Origin of the sequence: Nitrospirillum pindoramense, assembly GCF_007827955.1 — a bacterium.
In the GTDB taxonomy this organism is placed as follows: domain Bacteria; phylum Pseudomonadota; class Alphaproteobacteria; order Azospirillales; family Azospirillaceae; genus Nitrospirillum; species Nitrospirillum amazonense_B.
The window spans coordinates 1-17,363 of record NZ_VITR01000034.1 but is presented as its reverse complement, the minus strand read 5'-3'; the positions used below and the strand labels follow the sequence as shown (position 1 = coordinate 17,363).

The 17,363-nt window shown below is 66.6% G+C and carries 7 protein-coding genes, 1 tRNA gene and 1 pseudogene; 3 read left to right on the top strand and 6 right to left on the bottom strand.

The annotated features are described in order from the left end of the window. Positions 1-148: 148 nt before the first annotated feature. The 5 genes from glgX to FBZ90_RS27490 form a co-directional block, all read right to left on the bottom strand. Complete coding sequence (gene glgX, locus FBZ90_RS27510) at positions 149-4,405, bottom strand: glycogen debranching protein GlgX (protein WP_211102380.1); 4,257 nt, start codon at positions 4,403-4,405, stop codon at positions 149-151. Then, positions 4,402-5,856 carry a glycogen synthase GlgA gene (gene glgA, locus FBZ90_RS27505; RefSeq protein WP_145736923.1) on the bottom strand — a complete coding sequence of 485 codons (1,455 nt, stop codon included), beginning with the start codon at positions 5,854-5,856 and terminating at the stop codon, positions 4,402-4,404. The genes glgX and glgA overlap by 4 nt, the downstream gene beginning before the upstream one ends. Positions 5,857-5,869: 13 nt before the next feature. After that, the gene (glgC, locus tag FBZ90_RS27500) at positions 5,870-7,150 is read right to left on the bottom strand and encodes a glucose-1-phosphate adenylyltransferase (RefSeq protein WP_145736930.1); all 1,281 of its coding nucleotides are present in this window, start codon (positions 7,148-7,150) and stop codon (positions 5,870-5,872) included. Positions 7,151-7,235: 85 nt separating this feature from the next. Beyond that, entirely contained in the window at positions 7,236-9,479 is a 2,244-nt protein-coding gene (gene glgB / locus FBZ90_RS27495) for a 1,4-alpha-glucan branching protein GlgB (RefSeq protein ID WP_145736919.1), read from the bottom strand. Between the two features lie 10 nt (positions 9,480-9,489). Next, the gene (locus tag FBZ90_RS27490) at positions 9,490-11,979 is read right to left on the bottom strand and encodes a glycogen/starch/alpha-glucan phosphorylase (protein ID WP_420872623.1); all 2,490 of its coding nucleotides are present in this window, start codon (positions 11,977-11,979) and stop codon (positions 9,490-9,492) included. Positions 11,980-12,496: 517 nt separating this feature from the next. On the opposite strand from FBZ90_RS27490, the gene FBZ90_RS27485 reads away from it, so the two are divergent. Further along, a tRNA-Glu gene (locus FBZ90_RS27485) sits at positions 12,497-12,572 on the top strand. Between the two features lie 167 nt (positions 12,573-12,739). Here the strand turns inward: FBZ90_RS27485 and FBZ90_RS28560 are convergent. Further along, positions 12,740-12,904: pseudogene (locus FBZ90_RS28560) on the bottom strand (IS481 family transposase); the annotation flags it as partial. A 157-nt stretch (positions 12,905-13,061) separates the two neighbouring features. On the opposite strand from FBZ90_RS28560, the gene FBZ90_RS27475 reads away from it, so the two are divergent. Both FBZ90_RS27475 and FBZ90_RS27470 read left to right on the top strand, forming a co-directional pair. Beyond that, entirely contained in the window at positions 13,062-16,478 is a 3,417-nt protein-coding gene (locus FBZ90_RS27475; RefSeq protein WP_145736916.1) for a hypothetical protein, read from the top strand. A 335-nt stretch (positions 16,479-16,813) separates the two neighbouring features. Beyond that, positions 16,814-17,272: a carbohydrate porin gene (locus tag FBZ90_RS27470; protein ID WP_145736914.1), complete on the top strand. Its 459-nt coding sequence runs from the start codon at positions 16,814-16,816 to the stop codon at positions 17,270-17,272. Positions 17,273-17,363 lie beyond the last annotated feature (91 nt).

Below are 17,363 nucleotides of genomic sequence, written 5' to 3'. Positions count from 1 at the left end.
TCGCCCGCCGCGTCGGTGAACGGGGTTATAGAGACCCCACCCGGGGCCTGTCTACAGAAATCTTGCAGCACCATGACGATTTTTGCCGAACCTCAGAACCCCTATATATGCTCGCGCGCACGCGGGTTTAAGGGGGCCCCACGGGATTTTACCGCCGGTCGGGAGCCGCCGACGGGGCGTTGCGCCCCTGGGCGGACGCCGACAGGATGGCGCGGCTTCTGTCTGAAGACAGGATGGCATCCAAATCCGGGAGCAGGCGGCGGCGCCAGTTGGGCCGCTCCCGATCCGTGCCCGGCAGGTTCACGGCCTCCCCCTCCCCGGCCAAGTCGTCGGCCTGGGCCAGCATCAGAGCCGACGGCGCCGCCGCGACGAAGGCATGAATGGCAGCCGCCACCGCGTCGTCCAGGTCCCCTTCCTCGGCAGGAAGGTCGGCAGCCGGCAGCAGGCCGGCGGCGGCCACCTGATCCAGCAGGACGCGCCTCTCCCGTCGCCGGGCCGCGTGCGCCTCCGCGGACGCGGTGTCGGTCAACAGGCCGAGGCTGCGCTTTTCCGCGATGTCGGCCCCTGTCCACCAGCCCGTCAAGGTCGGCAGATCATGGGTCGAGACGCAGGCGGCGGCGTTGGCCGGCCAGCGCACCGGGTCGCGGAAGCGCCCCCCCTCCCGCTCGAACCACAGCACCCGGTAGGACAGGATACCGGCATCGGTCAGCCGCTCGCGGAAGCCTTCGGGGACGGTGCCCAAATCCTCCCCCACCACGGCCACGCCGGCACGGTGGCTTTCCAGCAGCAGCCGGGCCAACAGCACATCGAACGGCGCCCGGACATAGGCGCCATCGCGGCCGGAGGCGCCGTTGGGGACCCAGAACAGGCGGTTCAGGCCCATGACGTGATCGACACGCAGCAGGCCGGCATGGCGCATGTTGGCCGCCAGCAACTCGGCGAACGCGGCGCCGGCCGTCGCCTCCTGCACTAGGGGGATAGGAGGCGGAAGGTTCCACACCTGCCCCTCGGCAGAGAACAGATCGGGCGGGGCGCCCACGGAGGCGCCCAGGGCGAAAGCCCCCGGCGTCCCCCAGGTCTCCGCCCCATCCGGGGCCGCGCCCACCGCCAAGTCGCGGTAAAAGCCGAGCCGCAGCCCCCCCTGCGCCGCCGCCTGAGCCGCGGCGGCGAGTTGGCGGTCGGCCAGCCATTGCAGCCAGCTATGGAAATCGGTCTCCCCAGCGGCGACGGACGCCTCAGGCGTGCGCGCGGCCTCCGGCCATGTGGTCCAGGGCCCCAGGTGCGCGTCGGCCAGCGCCTCGAACCGGGCGAAGCGCGCCAAGCTGTCGCCGCCGGCCGCGCGGAAGGCGGCTAGGTCCCGCACAGCCGGATGGTCCGGCTGTCGCCGGGCCAAATCCCCGAAACCGGCATGGACCGCCGCCAGTGCCCGGCGCTTCAAGGCCCACACCGCCGGATAGTCGATGGCGCGGCGGGCCGCCAAAGTGTCCACCGCCGAGCCCTCTTTCGCCAGCAGGTTGGCCGCAGCGCCCAAGGGGTCGGCGTCACCCAGCGCGGCGACGTCGATGTAGAGGGGATCCAGGAACCGGCGATCCGAGGGATGATAAGGGCTGGCCCGTTCCCGGTCGCCCCCGAACAGGGCGTGGAGCGGATTGATGCCGACGGTGGCGGCGCCCAGGCCGCCCGCCCCGGCCCCCAGGCGGGCCAGGGTGGTGAAATCCCCCACGCCTTGATCCCCCCGGCGACGCAAGGCATAGAGATGCGCGCCTATGCCGAAGCGGCGCCCCTCGGATAACGCCGCCGGCCAATGGGCACGCGGCGGCGCCACCACCACCGTTGCTGCCACCTCTGGCCGGTGGGCCAAGGACACGCGGTGGACGCCCGCCGGCAGCGGGCCGATCTCCACCGTCACTGCCATGCCGCGCCGGCCATCGGGAGCCGTGAAGGAGTGGCGGTCACCATCCGGCACCTTGAACGTGCGCGCCTCACCACCTTCCAGATACAGAACCAAGTCGGCGCGGCTTCCCGCGTCCGGTAGGGTCAAGCGCACCGCCTGGCCTGCGGTCGCCACCACCGTGCGGGGCAGCGGACGGAACGGGCCGTCGTTGGACAGTCGCTCCAGCCCGTCGCGCACCGCCCCGAGGGTGTCGGCGTCCATCCCCATGGCCCCCAGCAGCGCGCGCTTGCTGTCATCCGGCACCGTATGGTGCCCCCCCATCTCATCCCACCAGTCGGGCGCGATGCCCGCTGCGCGGGCGTAGCGATCCAGGAGGTCGGACGTGGGGAGGCCGCGCCGGTGCCCGGGGTTGGCCGCACGCTCCGCCAGGACAACCACGCTGCGGGCGCCCAGGGTGAAGGGGCCGGCCATGGCCACGTCCTCCCCCCCGCCGTTGGCACCGCTGTCCAGCACCTGGTGCCAAACGTGACCAGGCCGGTTCCAGGGAGGGACCGCCGTCCGTTCCTGCCATCCCCGGTTCAGAAGGACGGCGACGCGATCCATCGCGCCTTGCTCCGCAGGGGCGGCGAACACGGCGACCAAGGCACTCTCGCCGCCCCAGTCGCCCTCCGTCATGGCCTGGCCATCCAGGCGCAGCCATTCCACATCGGGCACGCCGTCGGGACCGGGCTCGCCCGTCAGGAAGTGGTCGGCCCGCAGCGCGGGATGGTCGCGCCGCAGGGCGATGGCGCGCCGGGTGAAATCATAAAGGCCGGTATCGATGGCGCCATGATCCAGCCAATTCAGGCGATTGTCCTGGGCATAGGCGTTGTTGTTGCCATCCTGGCTGCGCCCCGCTTCGGCCCCCATGCCCAGCATGGGTGTGCCCCGCGCCACCACCAGCGTGGCGATCAGGGCGCGCAGGTCACGGCGGCGGGCGGCAATGACAGCGGGATCGTCGCTGGCCCCCTCCACCCCATGGTTCCAACTGGCATTGTCGTCGGTGCCGTCGCGGTTGGCCTCACCATTGGCCTCGTTATGCTTGCCCTGGTAGGCGACCAGGTCGGCCAGGCTGAAACCGTCATGGGCGACGATGAAATTGACGCTGCGTGACGGACGGCGCTTGGCCCCGAACAGGTCGGACGATCCCGCCAAGCGCGTGGCCAGCGCCCCCACCTTATGGTCGTCGCTCCGCCAGAAGCGCCGCACGTCGTCGCGGAACTTGTCGTTCCATTCGCCCCAGGCGGCCGGGAAACCGCCGGGCTGATAGCCGCCAGGACCAATGTCCCACGGCTCCGCGATCAGCTTGAGGTCGCGCAGCACCGGGTCCTGCGCCAGGGCCGACAGGAAGGGGCTGTCGGGATCGAAGCCGCTCCCGGTCCGCCCCAGGGTGGCAGCCAGGTCGAAGCGAAAGCCATCGAGCCCGGCGCGGACCGCCCAGGTGCGCAAGGCGTCCAGCGCCAGACGCATCAGGACCGGCCGGTCAACCGGCAGAGTGTTGCCGCAGCCGGTGTCATTGACGTAATAGCGCCGATCATCCGGGCGCAGGCGGTAGTATCGCGCGTTGTCCAGCCCGCGCAGGCTGAGGGTGGGGCCCAGTTCGTCAGACTCGCCGGAGTGGTTCAGCACCACGTCCAGGATGACCTCGATACCGGCGGCGTGCAGGGCCGCCACGGCGGCACGCACCTCCGCCCAGCCACCCGGGGCCAGGCGGGGATCGGGCGCGTGGAAGGCGATGGGGTTATAGCCCCAGGCGTTGGTGAGCCCCAGTGGCGGCAGGTGACGCTCATCCACCCAGGCCATGGCCGGCAGGATCTCCAGCGTGGTCACGCCCAGGCGCTTCAGATAATCCACGGCCGCGGGATGACCCAAACCGGCGAAGGTGCCCCGTATCGCCTCCGGCACCCGGTCGTGCAGGGCGGTAAAGCCCTTCACGGGACATTCGTAAACCACGGTCCGGTCCCAGGGGACCCGGGGCCGCATCACCGGGCCGGGATCGAAGGGCGCCTCCACCACCGCCTTGGGCACATGAGGGGCGCTATCGACCGGGTCGGCGCCCAAGTCGGCGTCGGGATCGCCCAGCCGATGGCTGAACTGGCTGGGATGCAGGATGAACGGGCCGTCCAGGCGGGTGGCGTACGGATCCAGCAGCAGCTTCGCCGGGTTGAAGCGATGGCCGGCGCGTGGGTCGAAGGGCCCGTGGGCGCGCAGGCCGTAGCGCTGACCCGCCGCGACGCCGGCTACGAAACCGTGGAAGACATCGCCCGTCCGCTCCGTCAGCGTCACCCGCGCCACCTCCGCCCCGCCCTCGAATAGGCAGAGGTCGATGGCCGTGGCGTGGGCGGAATAGACGGCGACGTTGATGCCGCCGTCTACCACGCTCACGCCCAAGGGCTCGGGCTGGCCGGGACCGTCGGTGGGGCGGTGCCTCACCCGTTCCCCGGAAGGGCCGTCCACCAGCGCGCCGCTCACGGGCCGCGTTCCCTGAGCAGGTCGCGGTAGAGCGCGGCATAGCGCCGGGCGGGGTTGGTCCAGGACACGTCTGTCGCCATGGCGTTGCGGCGCAGGCGCTTCCACACCGCCGGGTCGGCGTAGAGGCCGGCGGTGCGCTGGATCGCCCCCTCCAGCGCCAGGGTCGAGGTGGGCTGAAACCGCACGCCGGTACCGACCCCGGCGGCCACCGCCATCTCGTTGGCGTCGATCACCGTGTCGGCCAGACCGCCCACGCTGGACACGACGGGGATGGCGCCATAGCGCAGGGCATAGAGCTGGGTCAGGCCGCAGGGCTCGAACCGCGAGGGCACGATCAGCGCCTCCGCCCCGCCCTGAATGAGATGGGCCAGCGGCTCATCATAGCCGATGACACAGCCGATGCGGCCGGGATGGGCGGCGGCGGCGTTGCGGTAGCCGCGCTCCAGCGCCGGCTCCCCCGCCCCCAGCAGCACCAGCTGACCGCCGGCGGCGATCAGGGTGGGGATGGCCTCCAGCAGCAGGTCCAGCCCCTTCTGCCAGGACAGGCGGCTGACCACACCGAACAGCAGGGCGTTGGGATCTGTCGCCAGGCCGAAACGCTCTTGCAGCGCCGCCTTGGCCGCCGCCCGTCCCTTGAGCTGCTTGGCCGAGAACGGGGCGGGCAGGAAGGGATCGTTGGCCGGATCCCAGATGGCGATGTCCACCCCGTTGATGATGCCGGACAGTTGGCCGGACCGGGCGCGCAACAGGCCGTCCAGGCCCATGCCGGCGTCCCGCCCCCGGATTTCCTGGGCGTAGGTGGGGGACACCGTGGTGATGTGGTCGGCCAGTTGCAGTCCCGCCTTGAGGTAGCCCACGGCGCCGTAATACTCGACCCCCTCCATGCCGAAAGAATGCGGCGGCAGGCCCAGACGGGGCAGCAGCGTGGCCTCGAACTGCCCCTGGAAGGCAAGGTTGTGCACCGTCATCACCGTGGCCGGGCGCCGCCACCCGTCATAGGTCAGGTAGGCCGGCGCCAGGCCCGCCTGCCAGTCATGGGCATGGACGATATCGGGCTGGGGCACACCGCCCCGGCCCAGCCCGATCTCCGCCGCCGCGCGGGACAGGGCCGCGAAGCGCAAGGCGTTGTCCTGCCAATCCCGGCCGTCGGGCCCGATATAGGGATTGCCCGAGCGGGCAAAGAGATGCGGCGCATCCACCACGATAAGGGACAAGCCATGGGCCGATCCCGCCACCAGCCGGGCGGGGCCGCCGAACAGGTCGGCGAAGGTGTGGACCTCCCGCCCCTCGCGCAGGGCCTCGGTCACAGCGGGATATCCCGGCACCAAAGTGGTGACCGCCACATCCTCCGCCGCCAAGGCCCCAGGCAGGGCCCCGACGACATCCGCCAGCCCCCCGGTCTTGATCAGGGGGAACACCTCCGAGGCGACCGAGAGCACGGAAATCGGCATGGGCATCTATCCTTCAGACCTTGAGGCGGTCGATCATGGCTTGGGTGATGAGGCAGACGCCGTTGGCCGTCCGCCGGAAACGCCGCGCGTCCTCCTCCGGATCCTCCCCCACCACCAGGCCGGATGGGATGGTGACGCCGCGATCGACGACGACCCCGGTCAGCCGGGCCGAGCGGGCGACATCGACATAGGGCAGCAGCACCGCGTTTTCCACGGAGGAGAAGGAGTTGACGCGCACACCGGTGAACAGCAGCGACCGCTTCAGCGACGCGCCGGAAACAATGCAGCCGCCCGACACCAGGGAGGAGATGGCCTGTCCGCGCCGCCCCTCCTCGTCATGGACGAACTTGGCGGGCGGCGTGATCTCGCTGTAGGTCCAGATGGGCCAGTCGTTGTCGTACAGATCCAGGTCCGGCACCAGGTCGGTCAGGTCCAGATTGGCCTCGGCATAGGCGTCGACGGTGCCGACGTCGCGCCAATAGGGCTGGGCCTCGGAACTGGAGCGGACGCAGGAGCGGGAGAAGTGGTGGGCCACCGCCTTCCCGTGCTTCACGATGTAGGGAATGATGTCCTTGCCGAAATCGCGGGAGGAACCGGGCTCCGCGGCGTCGCGGCGCAACTGGTCGAACAGGAACTCGGTGTTGAAGACATAGATGCCCATGGACGCCAGGCAGCGGTCCGCCGACCCCGGCATGGTGGGCGGGTCCTTGGGCTTTTCCACGAAGGAAATGATGCGGTCGTGCGCATCCACATGCATCACGCCGAAGCTGCGGGCCTCCTCCTTGGAGACCTCAAGGCAGCCCACCGTGACGTCGGCGCCAGAGTCGACGTGCTGCTGCAGCATCAACTCGTAATCCATCTTGTAGATATGGTCGCCAGCCAGGATGACCATGTAGCGCGGCTCATAATCCTGGATGATGTCCAGGTTCTGGTACACGGCATCGGCCGTGCCCTCGTACCAATGCTCCTCAGACACGCGCTGGGACGCCGGCAGGATGTCGAAGCTCTCGTTCCGTTCCGGGCGGAAGAAGTTCCAGCCATGCTGCAGGTGGCGGATCAGGCTGTGCGCCTTGTACTGAGTGGCGACACCGATGCGTCGGATGCCCGAGTTCAGCGCGTTAGACAACGCGAAATCGATGATGCGCGACTTGCCGCCAAAATAGACGGCGGGCTTGGCCCGGCGGTCGGTCAGTTCCATGAGGCGGGACCCGCGACCACCGGCCAAGACGTAGGCCATGGCGTGTCGGGCCAGCGGCCCCCTGCCAACGAAACGGTCACTGGACGCCCTGGACATACGCTTAACGGGGCCTGTCACGGTCTTTCCCTCCCTGGGAGGCGGCTATTGGTACCGCCCGAAATTGTCAAATCATCCCGTCTTGTCAGCCTTGATGCTCATCAAGGGCCAGCCACAGCGTGGCCAGCGGCGGCAATGTCACCTCGGCCGACGCCGGCAAGCCGTGCGATGGCTGGTCCGTGGCCATGACAGCACCCATATTGCCCATGCCGGAACCGCCATAGGCCACCGCATCCGTGTTCAGGATTTCCAGCCACCGGCCCGCCGCCGGCAAGCCGACACGGTAGGCTGGGCGCGGCACCGGGGTGAAGTTGCACAGCACGGCCACCGGCCGCGCCCCCTGGCCCGCCCCTTGGCCCGAGGTGGGGTCCGCGAAGCGCAGGAAGGCGATCACCGACTGCTCACGGTCATCCACCACGCTCCAGCGGAAGCCGTCGGGCAGGCAGTCGGTCTGGTGCAGGGCCCCTTCGCGGCGATAGCTGGCGTTCAGGTCGCGGACCAGGCGGCGCAGCCCCTCATGCCGGGCGTCGCCCAGAAGGTACCAGTCCAGCCCCTGTTCGAAATTCCATTCTGCGCGCTGGCCGAACTCCTGCCCCATGAACAGCAGCTTCTTGCCGGGGTGGCCCCACATGAAGGCGTAGTAGGCCCGGGCGGTGGCGAACTTCTGCCAGTCGTCGCCGGGTATCTTCTCGATGATGGATCGCTTGCCGTAGACCACCTCGTCATGGCTGAGCGGCAAGACGAAGTTTTCGGAAAAGGCGTAGAGCAGACCGAAGGTCAGCTTGTCATGGTGCCACTTGCGGTGCACCGGCTCCTTGGACATGTAATCCAGGGTGTCGTGCATCCACCCCATGTTCCATTTGAAGCCGAAGCCCAGGCCGCCGGTATGGGCCGGTTGCGACACACCGGGCCAGGAAGTTGATTCCTCCGCCACGGTCAGAGCGCCGGGATGCTCGCCATAGACCAGGGTATTAATGGTGCGCAGGAAGGCGACCGCCTCCAGGTTCTGGTTCCCACCCTCCCGGTTGGGGATCCACTCCCCCTCCTTGCGGGAATAGTCGAGGTAGAGCATGGAGGCGACGGCATCCACGCGCAGGCCATCGACATGGAAGCGATCGAGCCAATACAGGGCGTTGGCCGCCAGATAGTTCACCACCTCGCGCCGGCCGAAATTGTAGATGGCGGTCTTCCAATCGGGGTGGAAGCCCTGGCGGGGGTCCTGGTGCTCATACAAGGCCGTGCCGTCGAACCGGGCCAGGCCATGCACGTCCGTGGGGAAATGGGCCGGGACCCAGTCCAGCAGCACCCCCAGCCCGGCGCGGTGCGCCCGGTCCACCAGGCGGGCGAAGCCGTCGGGGGTGCCGAAGCGGGCCGTGGGCGCGAACAGCCCGATGGGCTGGTAGCCCCAGGACGGATCGAAGGGAAATTCGGAGATGGGCAGGAATTCCAGATGGGTGAATCCCATGTCGGCGGCATAGGGAACCAGCTGGTCCGCCAGTTCATCCCAGGTGAGGTGGCGCCCGCCCTCGCCCCGTCGCCAGGACCCCAGATGGACCTCATAGATGCTGATGGGCGCGCGACGGGCGTCCATGGTCTTCAGATGCGCCATATGGGCGTCATCCGCCCAGGTGAAGCGATCCGTCCGGGCGACGACGCTGGCGGTGGAGGGGCGCAATTCGCTGGCGAAACCGAAGGGGTCGGCCTTCAAGGGCAGGACCGCATCGTCCGCGCCCACGATCTCATACTTGTAGATCGCCCCCTCCCCCAGGCCGGGGGCGAAAATCTCCCACACCCCGCTGTCGACGCGCCGGCGCATCTGGTGACGCCGGCCATCCCAAGCGTTGAAGTCGCCCACCACCGACACCCGCCGGGCGTTCGGCGCCCAAACGGCAAAATGCACGCCGGGCACGCCCTCGTGCTCCTTGGGATGGGCGCCCAGCTTCTCATACAGCTGCTTGTGCGTGCCCTCGGCGAACAGGTAGTCATCGGTCGGGCCCAGGATGGGGCCAAAGCCATAGGGGTCGTCGAACTCCCAAGCGCCGCCGGCGTTGGCGCACCTCAGGCGGTAGCGGAAGCGGCCCTTGCGCCCCGTCACCTTACCCTCGAACACGCCGCCGTCATCCACCCGCGTCAGCGGCACGATGACACCGCCATCCGCGTCCACGGCCTCCACCGTTTCCGCCCCGGGCACAAAGGCACGGATGACCGTGCCCCGCCCCATCGTGTGCGGCCCCAGCACGCCGAACGGGTCGTCATGCCGGGCGCCCAGCAGGGCGCCGATATCCTCCGGATCCGCCGTCCAGCCTGAGCCACCTTTCGCCCGCGCCATCAGCCCTTCCTCAGCCGGCGCTCGGGAGCGCCGGCTTTGGCAGGCCCCAGATGTCGGTGGCGTATTCCGCGATGGCACGGTCGGAGGAGAAGAAGCCCATGCGCGCCGTGTTGATGATGGCGGAGCGCCACCACGCCGGCGTGTCGTGCCAACGCGCGTCCACCGCGCGCTGGGCGGTGTAATAGGCGTCGAAGTCGGCCGCCACCATGAAGTAATCGTGGTAGCGTACGGCGTTGACCAGATCACCGAAGCGCCCGGTGTCACCCGGCGAGAACACGCCGGAACCGACGGCGTCCAGCACTTCCTCCAGCTTGGGCGAGGCGGCGATGACGTCGGCCATGTCGATGCCCTTGCGCCGCCGCTCGTCCACCTGCTCGGTGGTCAGGCCGAAGATGAAGATGTTGTCGTCGCCGACATGCTCCCGGATTTCGACGTTGGCGCCGTCCAACGTGCCGATGGTCAGGGCGCCATTCAGCGCCAGCTTCATGTTACCGGTGCCCGACGCCTCCATGCCCGCGGTGGAGATCTGTTCCGACAGGTCGGCGGCGGGGATAATGGCCTCCGCCAGGCTGACGTTGTAGTTGGGCAGGAAGACCACCTTCAGCAGGCGGCGCACCACCGGGTCGCGGTTGACCACACGGGCGACGTCGTTGGCCAGCTTGATGATCAGCTTGGCCTGGTGATAGCTGGCGGCGGCCTTGCCGGCGAAAATCTTGACGCGCGGCACCCAGTTGCCGCCGGGATTGGCGCGGATGGCGTCGTACAGCGCCACGATCTCCAGGATGTTCAGCAGCTGGCGCTTGTATTCGTGAATGCGCTTGATCTGCACATCGAACAGGGCGTCGGGGCTGACCGAGACATCCAGGCGGCGGCGGATCAGGTTGGCCAGTTCCGCCTTCTTGGCGCGGCGGATGGCACGGAACTTGTCCACCACGGCGGCGTCACCGGCGTACTTCTCGAAGTCCGCCAGGGCCATGGGATCGTCCATGACCTTGGGGCCGCAGCAGTCCACCAGCAGCTGGGTCAGGCCGGGGTTGGCCTCGAACAGCCAGCGGCGGAAGGTGATGCCGTTGGTCTTGTTGACGATACGGTCGGGGTAGAAACGGTCCAACTGGTGGAACAGGGTGCGCTTGACCAGGTCGGAGTGCAGGGCCGAGACGCCATTGATCTTGTGGGACCCGACGAAGGCCAGGTTGCCCATGCGCACCCGCCGGCCGTGCGTCTCATCGATCAGGGACAGTTCGGACAGCACGCCGCCGTCATGTTCGCCCCGCGACCGCACGGTATCCAGATGGCGGGCGTTGATCATGTAGATGATCTGCATGTGCCGCGGGAGCAACCGTTCCATAAGCGGAACGGGCCAGCTTTCCAGCGCCTCGGGCAACAGTGTGTGGTTGGTGTAGGAGAACACGGCCGTGGTGATCTCCCACGCGTGGTCCCAGTCGAAATCCTCCAGGTCGATCAGCACCCGCATCAGTTCGGCGATGGCGATGGCCGGATGGGTGTCGTTCAGCTGGATGGCCACCTTTTCCGGCAGCAATTCCAGGTCGCCATGGTGCTGCTTGTGCCGGCGGATGATGTCCTGCATGGAGGCGGACACGAAGAAATATTCCTGGCGCAGGCGCAGTTCCTGGCCGGCCGGGGTGGCGTCGCTGGGATACAGCACCTTGGAAATGGCTTCCAGCCGCACGCGGGCGGCCAGGGCGCCGACGTGGTCGCCCTGGTTGAAGGCGTCTAGGCGCAGGGCGTCCGGCGCGCGGGCGGACCACAGGCGCAGGGTGTTGACATGGCGGGCACGCCACCCGGGCACCGGCGTGTCGAAGGCGATAGCATCCACCGTCTCCTCCGGTCGCCAATAATGGCGTGTCACCTCCTCATTGACCTCGACCGTCTCCACCGAGCCGCCGAAACCAACGGAATAGTCGACCTCCGGCCGCTCGAACTCCCAGGGGTTGCCGAAGGTCAGCCAGTTTTCCGGATATTCCCGCTGCCAGCCGTCCTTGATGGCCTGGCGGAATAGGCCATGGTCATAGCGGATGCCATAGCCGTGGGCGGCGATCTGCAATGTCGCCATGCTTTCCATGAAACAGGCGGCCAGGCGGCCCAGGCCGCCGTTGCCCAAGGCGGCATCCGGCTCGATCTTGCGCAACTCGTCCAGGTCGACGCCCACGCTTTCCAACGCCTCGCGCACCGGCTCGGTCAGCCCGGTTTCCATCAAAGCGTCGATCAGCAGGCGGCCGATCAGGAATTCCAGCGACAGGTAATAGACCCGCTTGCGCTTGGATTCGTAAGTGGCGCGGGTGGAGGCCATCCATTGGTCCACGATGCGGTCGCGCACAGCCAGCGTCGTGGCGATGAACCAGTCGCGCTTGCTGGCCACCTCGGGGTTCTTGCCCACGGCGTACATCAGCTTGGCGACGATGGCGGCCCGCATCGCGTCGCTGTCCACTGGTGCTGGATCCGCTGGTGCTGAGGTCGGCACCGCCTGTTCCGTGGCCAAGCCTCCATCGCTGTCGGGCCCGTCATTCGGGGAAATGACCGGAGGGACACTCTCCGCGGTGTCGGGAGACGCGGGCGGAACAGGCTCATCAATCACGCTGTCGATCCTTTCAAGAGAAGAAGACATCGCTGCATCAGCTTTGCATGTCCGCTGCACCGCGACAACAGGGACTCGCATGAAGGAATGTGGGCACAACCGGGCCGGGTCACCCCGTTGATAAACCGCTCCTTTGCGACAACCAACCGCGTCATCCCCTGCTCCTGGGGACTGTCGCAGCGCAGCCATCAGCGACAGGTCCTCGCAACTGGGAACCCCTTACTACCAAGGCTGGGACAACCGAGACTGGGCATGAACCGCCAAGACCACGCTCTGGTTCCCGGCCTCCCCCGCCCCCGCCCCCGCCCCCCAAAGCAAAAAGCAGCCGCGCGCGCCCATCCAGCACGCCTTTAAATTTTTCTGAAATAAAGCCTTGACCGCCCCGGGGGCTTCGCGTACATCACCGGCCTCACACGGCCTCGTCCCCTTCGTCTAGAGGCCTAGGACACCGCCCTCTCACGGCGGTAACAGGGGTTCGAATCCCCTAGGGGACGCCATGCTTCGGCTTAAGTGCTTGAGATAATTGGCAAAATAGGCACCCAGCCCGGATCGGTGTGACACACGTCTGTGACACACAAGGGCGACGCCATCTTGGCCAGCATCCCATACATCGTCCAACGTCGTCAGCGACTCTACCTGCGCGTCCGCTGTAAACCGGCATGCAAGGCGTCAGGCCCCGAAGCGTCTTGAGGCGCTGTGCAAAATTGTAGGCGCCGGCGGAGGCGTTCAGATGCTGCTCGAACTGCTCGTGAATGTCGTAGCGTTAGCGTTTGACCGTGGCTTCCTTAATAGTTCGGTTCATGGGATCGACTTTGCCGTCAGTCCAGGGGCGCAGCTACATCCTAATGAGGCTTGTCAGAAATAATCACAAATCTAGCGCGCATATCTTCTCAATAAATATATTGCTAGGAATTGTTGCTTCCCCCAAGACTTCTTTTGTGCCGCCGGGCAGCAGGATCAGGTGGCGGGAATTTGGGGGAGAAAACATGGCCGATCGCCAACCTTTGACGATCAACGATCAGTTGGTCTACTGCCATTCCATGCCAGGCAAGGATGTGCCGTCGGGCATCAACAGCGTGATCTTGCAAAGCAACACGCAGAACGATAAGCAGAAGACCATATCCGGCCTGCATATCGTCATCGACGACAAAGACGACGGCAATAATATTTACAGCATCACCGTCCCCACCGGCGCGACTCTACTGGGCAAGGACAAGAGCTGGCAGAAAGTGGCGAAGCTGACGGTCGTCTGCGACACGCTGACCATCCGTTGCCGCTGGTGGCTACCGGAAACCGACGTGGTCATTTACGCCCGCAAGGTGGAGTTCGTGGGCAGCGGGTGCCTGGACACATCCCCCCCGGCCTGGTCCCTGCCCAAGGCCTTGGACTCCGTCGGCAAGACGCCGGGCGCCAAGGGCGCCGACGGCCACGCCGGCGGCGACGTCAACTTCTATGTAGCGGACATCGCCGTGCCGCGCGGCAGCACCCTGGCACGCATCATCACGGATGGCGGTGACGGCCAGGGCGGCGGCCATGGCCAGGACGGCGCCGACGGCAAGAACGCCTCGGGTCACCTGTACCTGTCCGACGACTATGTCGACCGCTCGTCCCACACCGACACCGGCATGCGCACCACGGTCGCCGTGAAACTGGGCAAGCATACGGGCAAGACGGTCCTGGGCATTCACCGCACCTGGAAGGTGGCTGAGTTCATCACCGGATCCAAGAATCTGAGCGGAACGAACCAGCCGCCGACCGATGGCGACCCTGCCGTGGCGCCAGGCGATTCCGGCGATGGCGGTACCGCCGGCCAACTGACGACCAACGACACCCGGGCCGCCGCGCTATGGTCCGGCCGGGCGGGCAAGCCCGGGCCGCTGGCGCCGCGGGCCCGGGGCGGAAGTGGGGGCAATCCGCGGGAGTCCGTCTATTACGAGTGCACCTATTATCACGAGGTCCACCTCTGGGGCTCCGACGACAATTCTGGCTCGGCGGAAGTCAAGGCGACGTCCTACAGTACCAAGGACGGAAAGAGCTTCGACGCCAAGCCGGGCGTGGAGGGCCGGGCGATACTGGCCAAGATGGTGACGACGGACGCCAATATCTGGCTGCATCCGTCGCTGGTGCCCCTGATCATGGATTTCATCCGTGAGCGCTACCTATCCGACGACAGGGGGGAAGTGCGGCGCCTGCTGGACATCTACATGCCCGTCTTCCTGGAAGACCTGCCGGCCGCCGGCGAGTTCTGGAAACGCAAGGACATCGCGTACTGGCGGGCGACCCAGACGGAAATGGCCACGCTGTCCCAGCGCCTGGCCTCCCACCTGGATTATTTCGGGCATCCGGCCGGCTACGCGCCGTTGCTATCGCTTTCCAGCTCCTTCCAGCTATACCGCATGGAAATCGACATGGCGCTGGAAGTACTGCTGTTCTCCGGCTGGGTGCTGGCCAAGCAGCAGGCCCAGGGGCAGGCCGCTGAAAGCGCCGAAGCGGCGGCGCGCCTGCTCTGTAAGGAAAACGGCAAGCTGGCCGCCCGAATCCAGGATGCCGAGACCAAAGCGGACAAGCTGAAGCCGCGCATCCTGGACTTGGTGCGCAGCCAAAACAACGTCCAGGCCAAGCTCGATACCGAATACACCCGCCTGTACAATGAGGCCGCCAAGGATGCGGCCAAGATCGCCCAGATCAAGTTCGCCGCCAACCTGGCGGCGGCGCTGTGCCAGGTCATCCCCTATGGCCAGCCCATCCTGGGCGGCGCCACCTCGATGGCGGCCGAGGCCACCGACTTCCTGGACACCGATCCGGCAGAGGTGATCAAGTCGCTGAAGACCAAGTTCAGCGACACCATCGACGCCTACAAGGCCGCCAACAAGCAAACCGAAGAGGTGGTCAAGAAGGCCAAGGACGAAGCGAAGGAACTGGCCGGCGCCGAAGGCGGGAAGAAGCTGACGGTACAGGACATCAAGAGGCTGTCCGAAACCAAACCCTCCGCCTGGTCCACCGCCGGCAAGGGCCTGGCGCCCGCCTATGCCCACCTGAAGAAGGCCTATGAAACCGCGCAGTTGCCGCAGGCGGTGATCGACGCCCACATCACCAAGCTGGCCGCCCAGGACACGGTGTGGAAGGAATTGTCCGCCGAGATCGCCGACCTGATCCGCGAGCGGGCGTCCGTCCATGACGACATCATCCAACTGGGCCAGCAGGTCGGCCAGGATTATGCCGATCTTGTCGGAAACCTGGACAGTCTGGCGGGCCTGTTCGACAAGGAGGTTTCCGCCCGGACCCGGCTGTTGAGCAACAACGCCCTGACGGTGGTGGAAGGCATGCGCGACCGCGCGCGCTTCACCCTGACGGAGGCGCTGTACAACGTTGTGCGCGCCTTCGAATCCGCGCTGTTCAAGCCCATCGTCATTAACTGGTCCCTGGACACGATCTATGAGCAGGTGAACACGCTCTTGAGCAACAAACCCCTGCACGCCTGGACAGACAAGGACGTCAGCGACCGGGTGGCCACGCTGAAACCCCTGTTCATGGCCAACCTGCGCGACATCCGCCGGGGACTGATCCGGGATCTGGAGAAGCTGGACGCCGTCGACCGCACAGTCAGCTTCGAGATCGACGACGATCTGGGCGACGTGATCGCCACCCTGAACCGGGGCGAAAGCGCCACCGTCTCCACCCTAGCGCTGGGGGTGATTGAGCCCGACTGGGAACGGCAGTTGCTGGCGGACCTGGACCTCAAGGGCATAAAGTTCGCGAAGGGCGACGTGCCCGACAGGGGCGAGGTCGAGATCATCGTGGAGGTGGACGAGCTGGGGGTGGTGCGAAACGGTGACAAGCTCTACGCCCTGCGCCTGCCTGTCCCCTTGGTCAAATCCTTCCGTTACGATTTTAAGGACGCCAAGATTGGCAAGGCGCAGCAGAGCGCCTTCTCAAAGGACCTCATCGACCTGATCCTGGGCGATACCAACGACCGCATCCGCCAGAAGATGGCCATGCCCTCGGCCTGGACCTCGCTGACCTTGAAGGCCATCTTCAAGGTCCCCCACAAGGCGACGATACCCCAGATCGAGCGCCTGGACTTTGCCATGGTCATCAGCAGCCTGAAGGCGGCCAAGCAGGTGGTGCTGGATGCATCGTCCACCGACGGCTTCTCCGCCTTCAGCGTGCAGGGCGTGCCCTACACCCAAGCCTACCAGGTCATGAACGGCACCCGCACGGAGGTCGAACTCAGCGCCGCGGACCTCGCCACGCCCGGCCGCCAGTTCGACAAATGGCTGATCCACCAGGGCAGCGCCCGCAAGGAGGAAAAGGCCCCGACCTTCAAGCTGCTGCTCAATCGCCACACCAAGGTCGAGGCCGTGTTCAAGCCCGCGCCGGACAACACGACGGCACGGGCATAAAGCGGCGCCGGGTTCGGTGCGGACGACCGGTCACGAACGATAAGCTCCCTTCCCGCCGGGCCGCCTTGGACCGGCGGGGCATGGGCTGTCCTCAGACTGTAATAGCGCGTGACAGCAGTGTCGCTGTGGTGAGGCACAAGCCTTGGTGTGAACTGGCATCGAAATGGGCCTCTTAGGAAAAGCGAGGCAACGTACTAAAACAGCTGAAGAAAGCCATAAAAGACCAGGGTCCCGACCGGCGCCGGTCAAGACCCTGGTCCTCTATACAATTTCTGCTGATTTATCAGGCTGTTGAGTGCGAGCAAGCTCGGAGCTCCCTTTCGGCGCCGATTCACATGTTCTTCCGCTTTGAACAAATGGTGCTGCGTCCCGACGATACGTCGCAGCGGGGTTTGACCTTGTTCGGCGTGGCGATGACCGGCGTGAGCGGCCGGCTGATCGAGGACCATTTCCTGGAATTGGGCTTGGTCCAACGCGGCACCTTCGCGGGACGCGACGACGACACCATCGGCTTCGTCGTGAACCAGCAGAAGTACAGCCACGACGCCCTGGACGCCCTGCGCCTGGCCCGCGCAGCGGCGGGCGGCAGCGGCACGCCGGCGGACGATCAGATCATGATGGAGCTGAGCTACGGCGTGCAGCTGGACCGCGCCATCCGCATCCAGCCCAATCTGCAATATGTCATCCATCCAGACCAGTTCAGCGACCCCGCCCGCCTGCACGACGCCCCGGACGCTTTCGTCATCGGCTTGCGGTTCGACCTGGACCTCGCGGCGCTTCTGCGGGGACGCTAGCCTGGATAATTCACCAGGGTTGGCGGGCATAGGCTAAGGCCCTGGAATCACGTAGGATTCGATTGCTGAGGCCGAACCTGCTGTTTCCGGA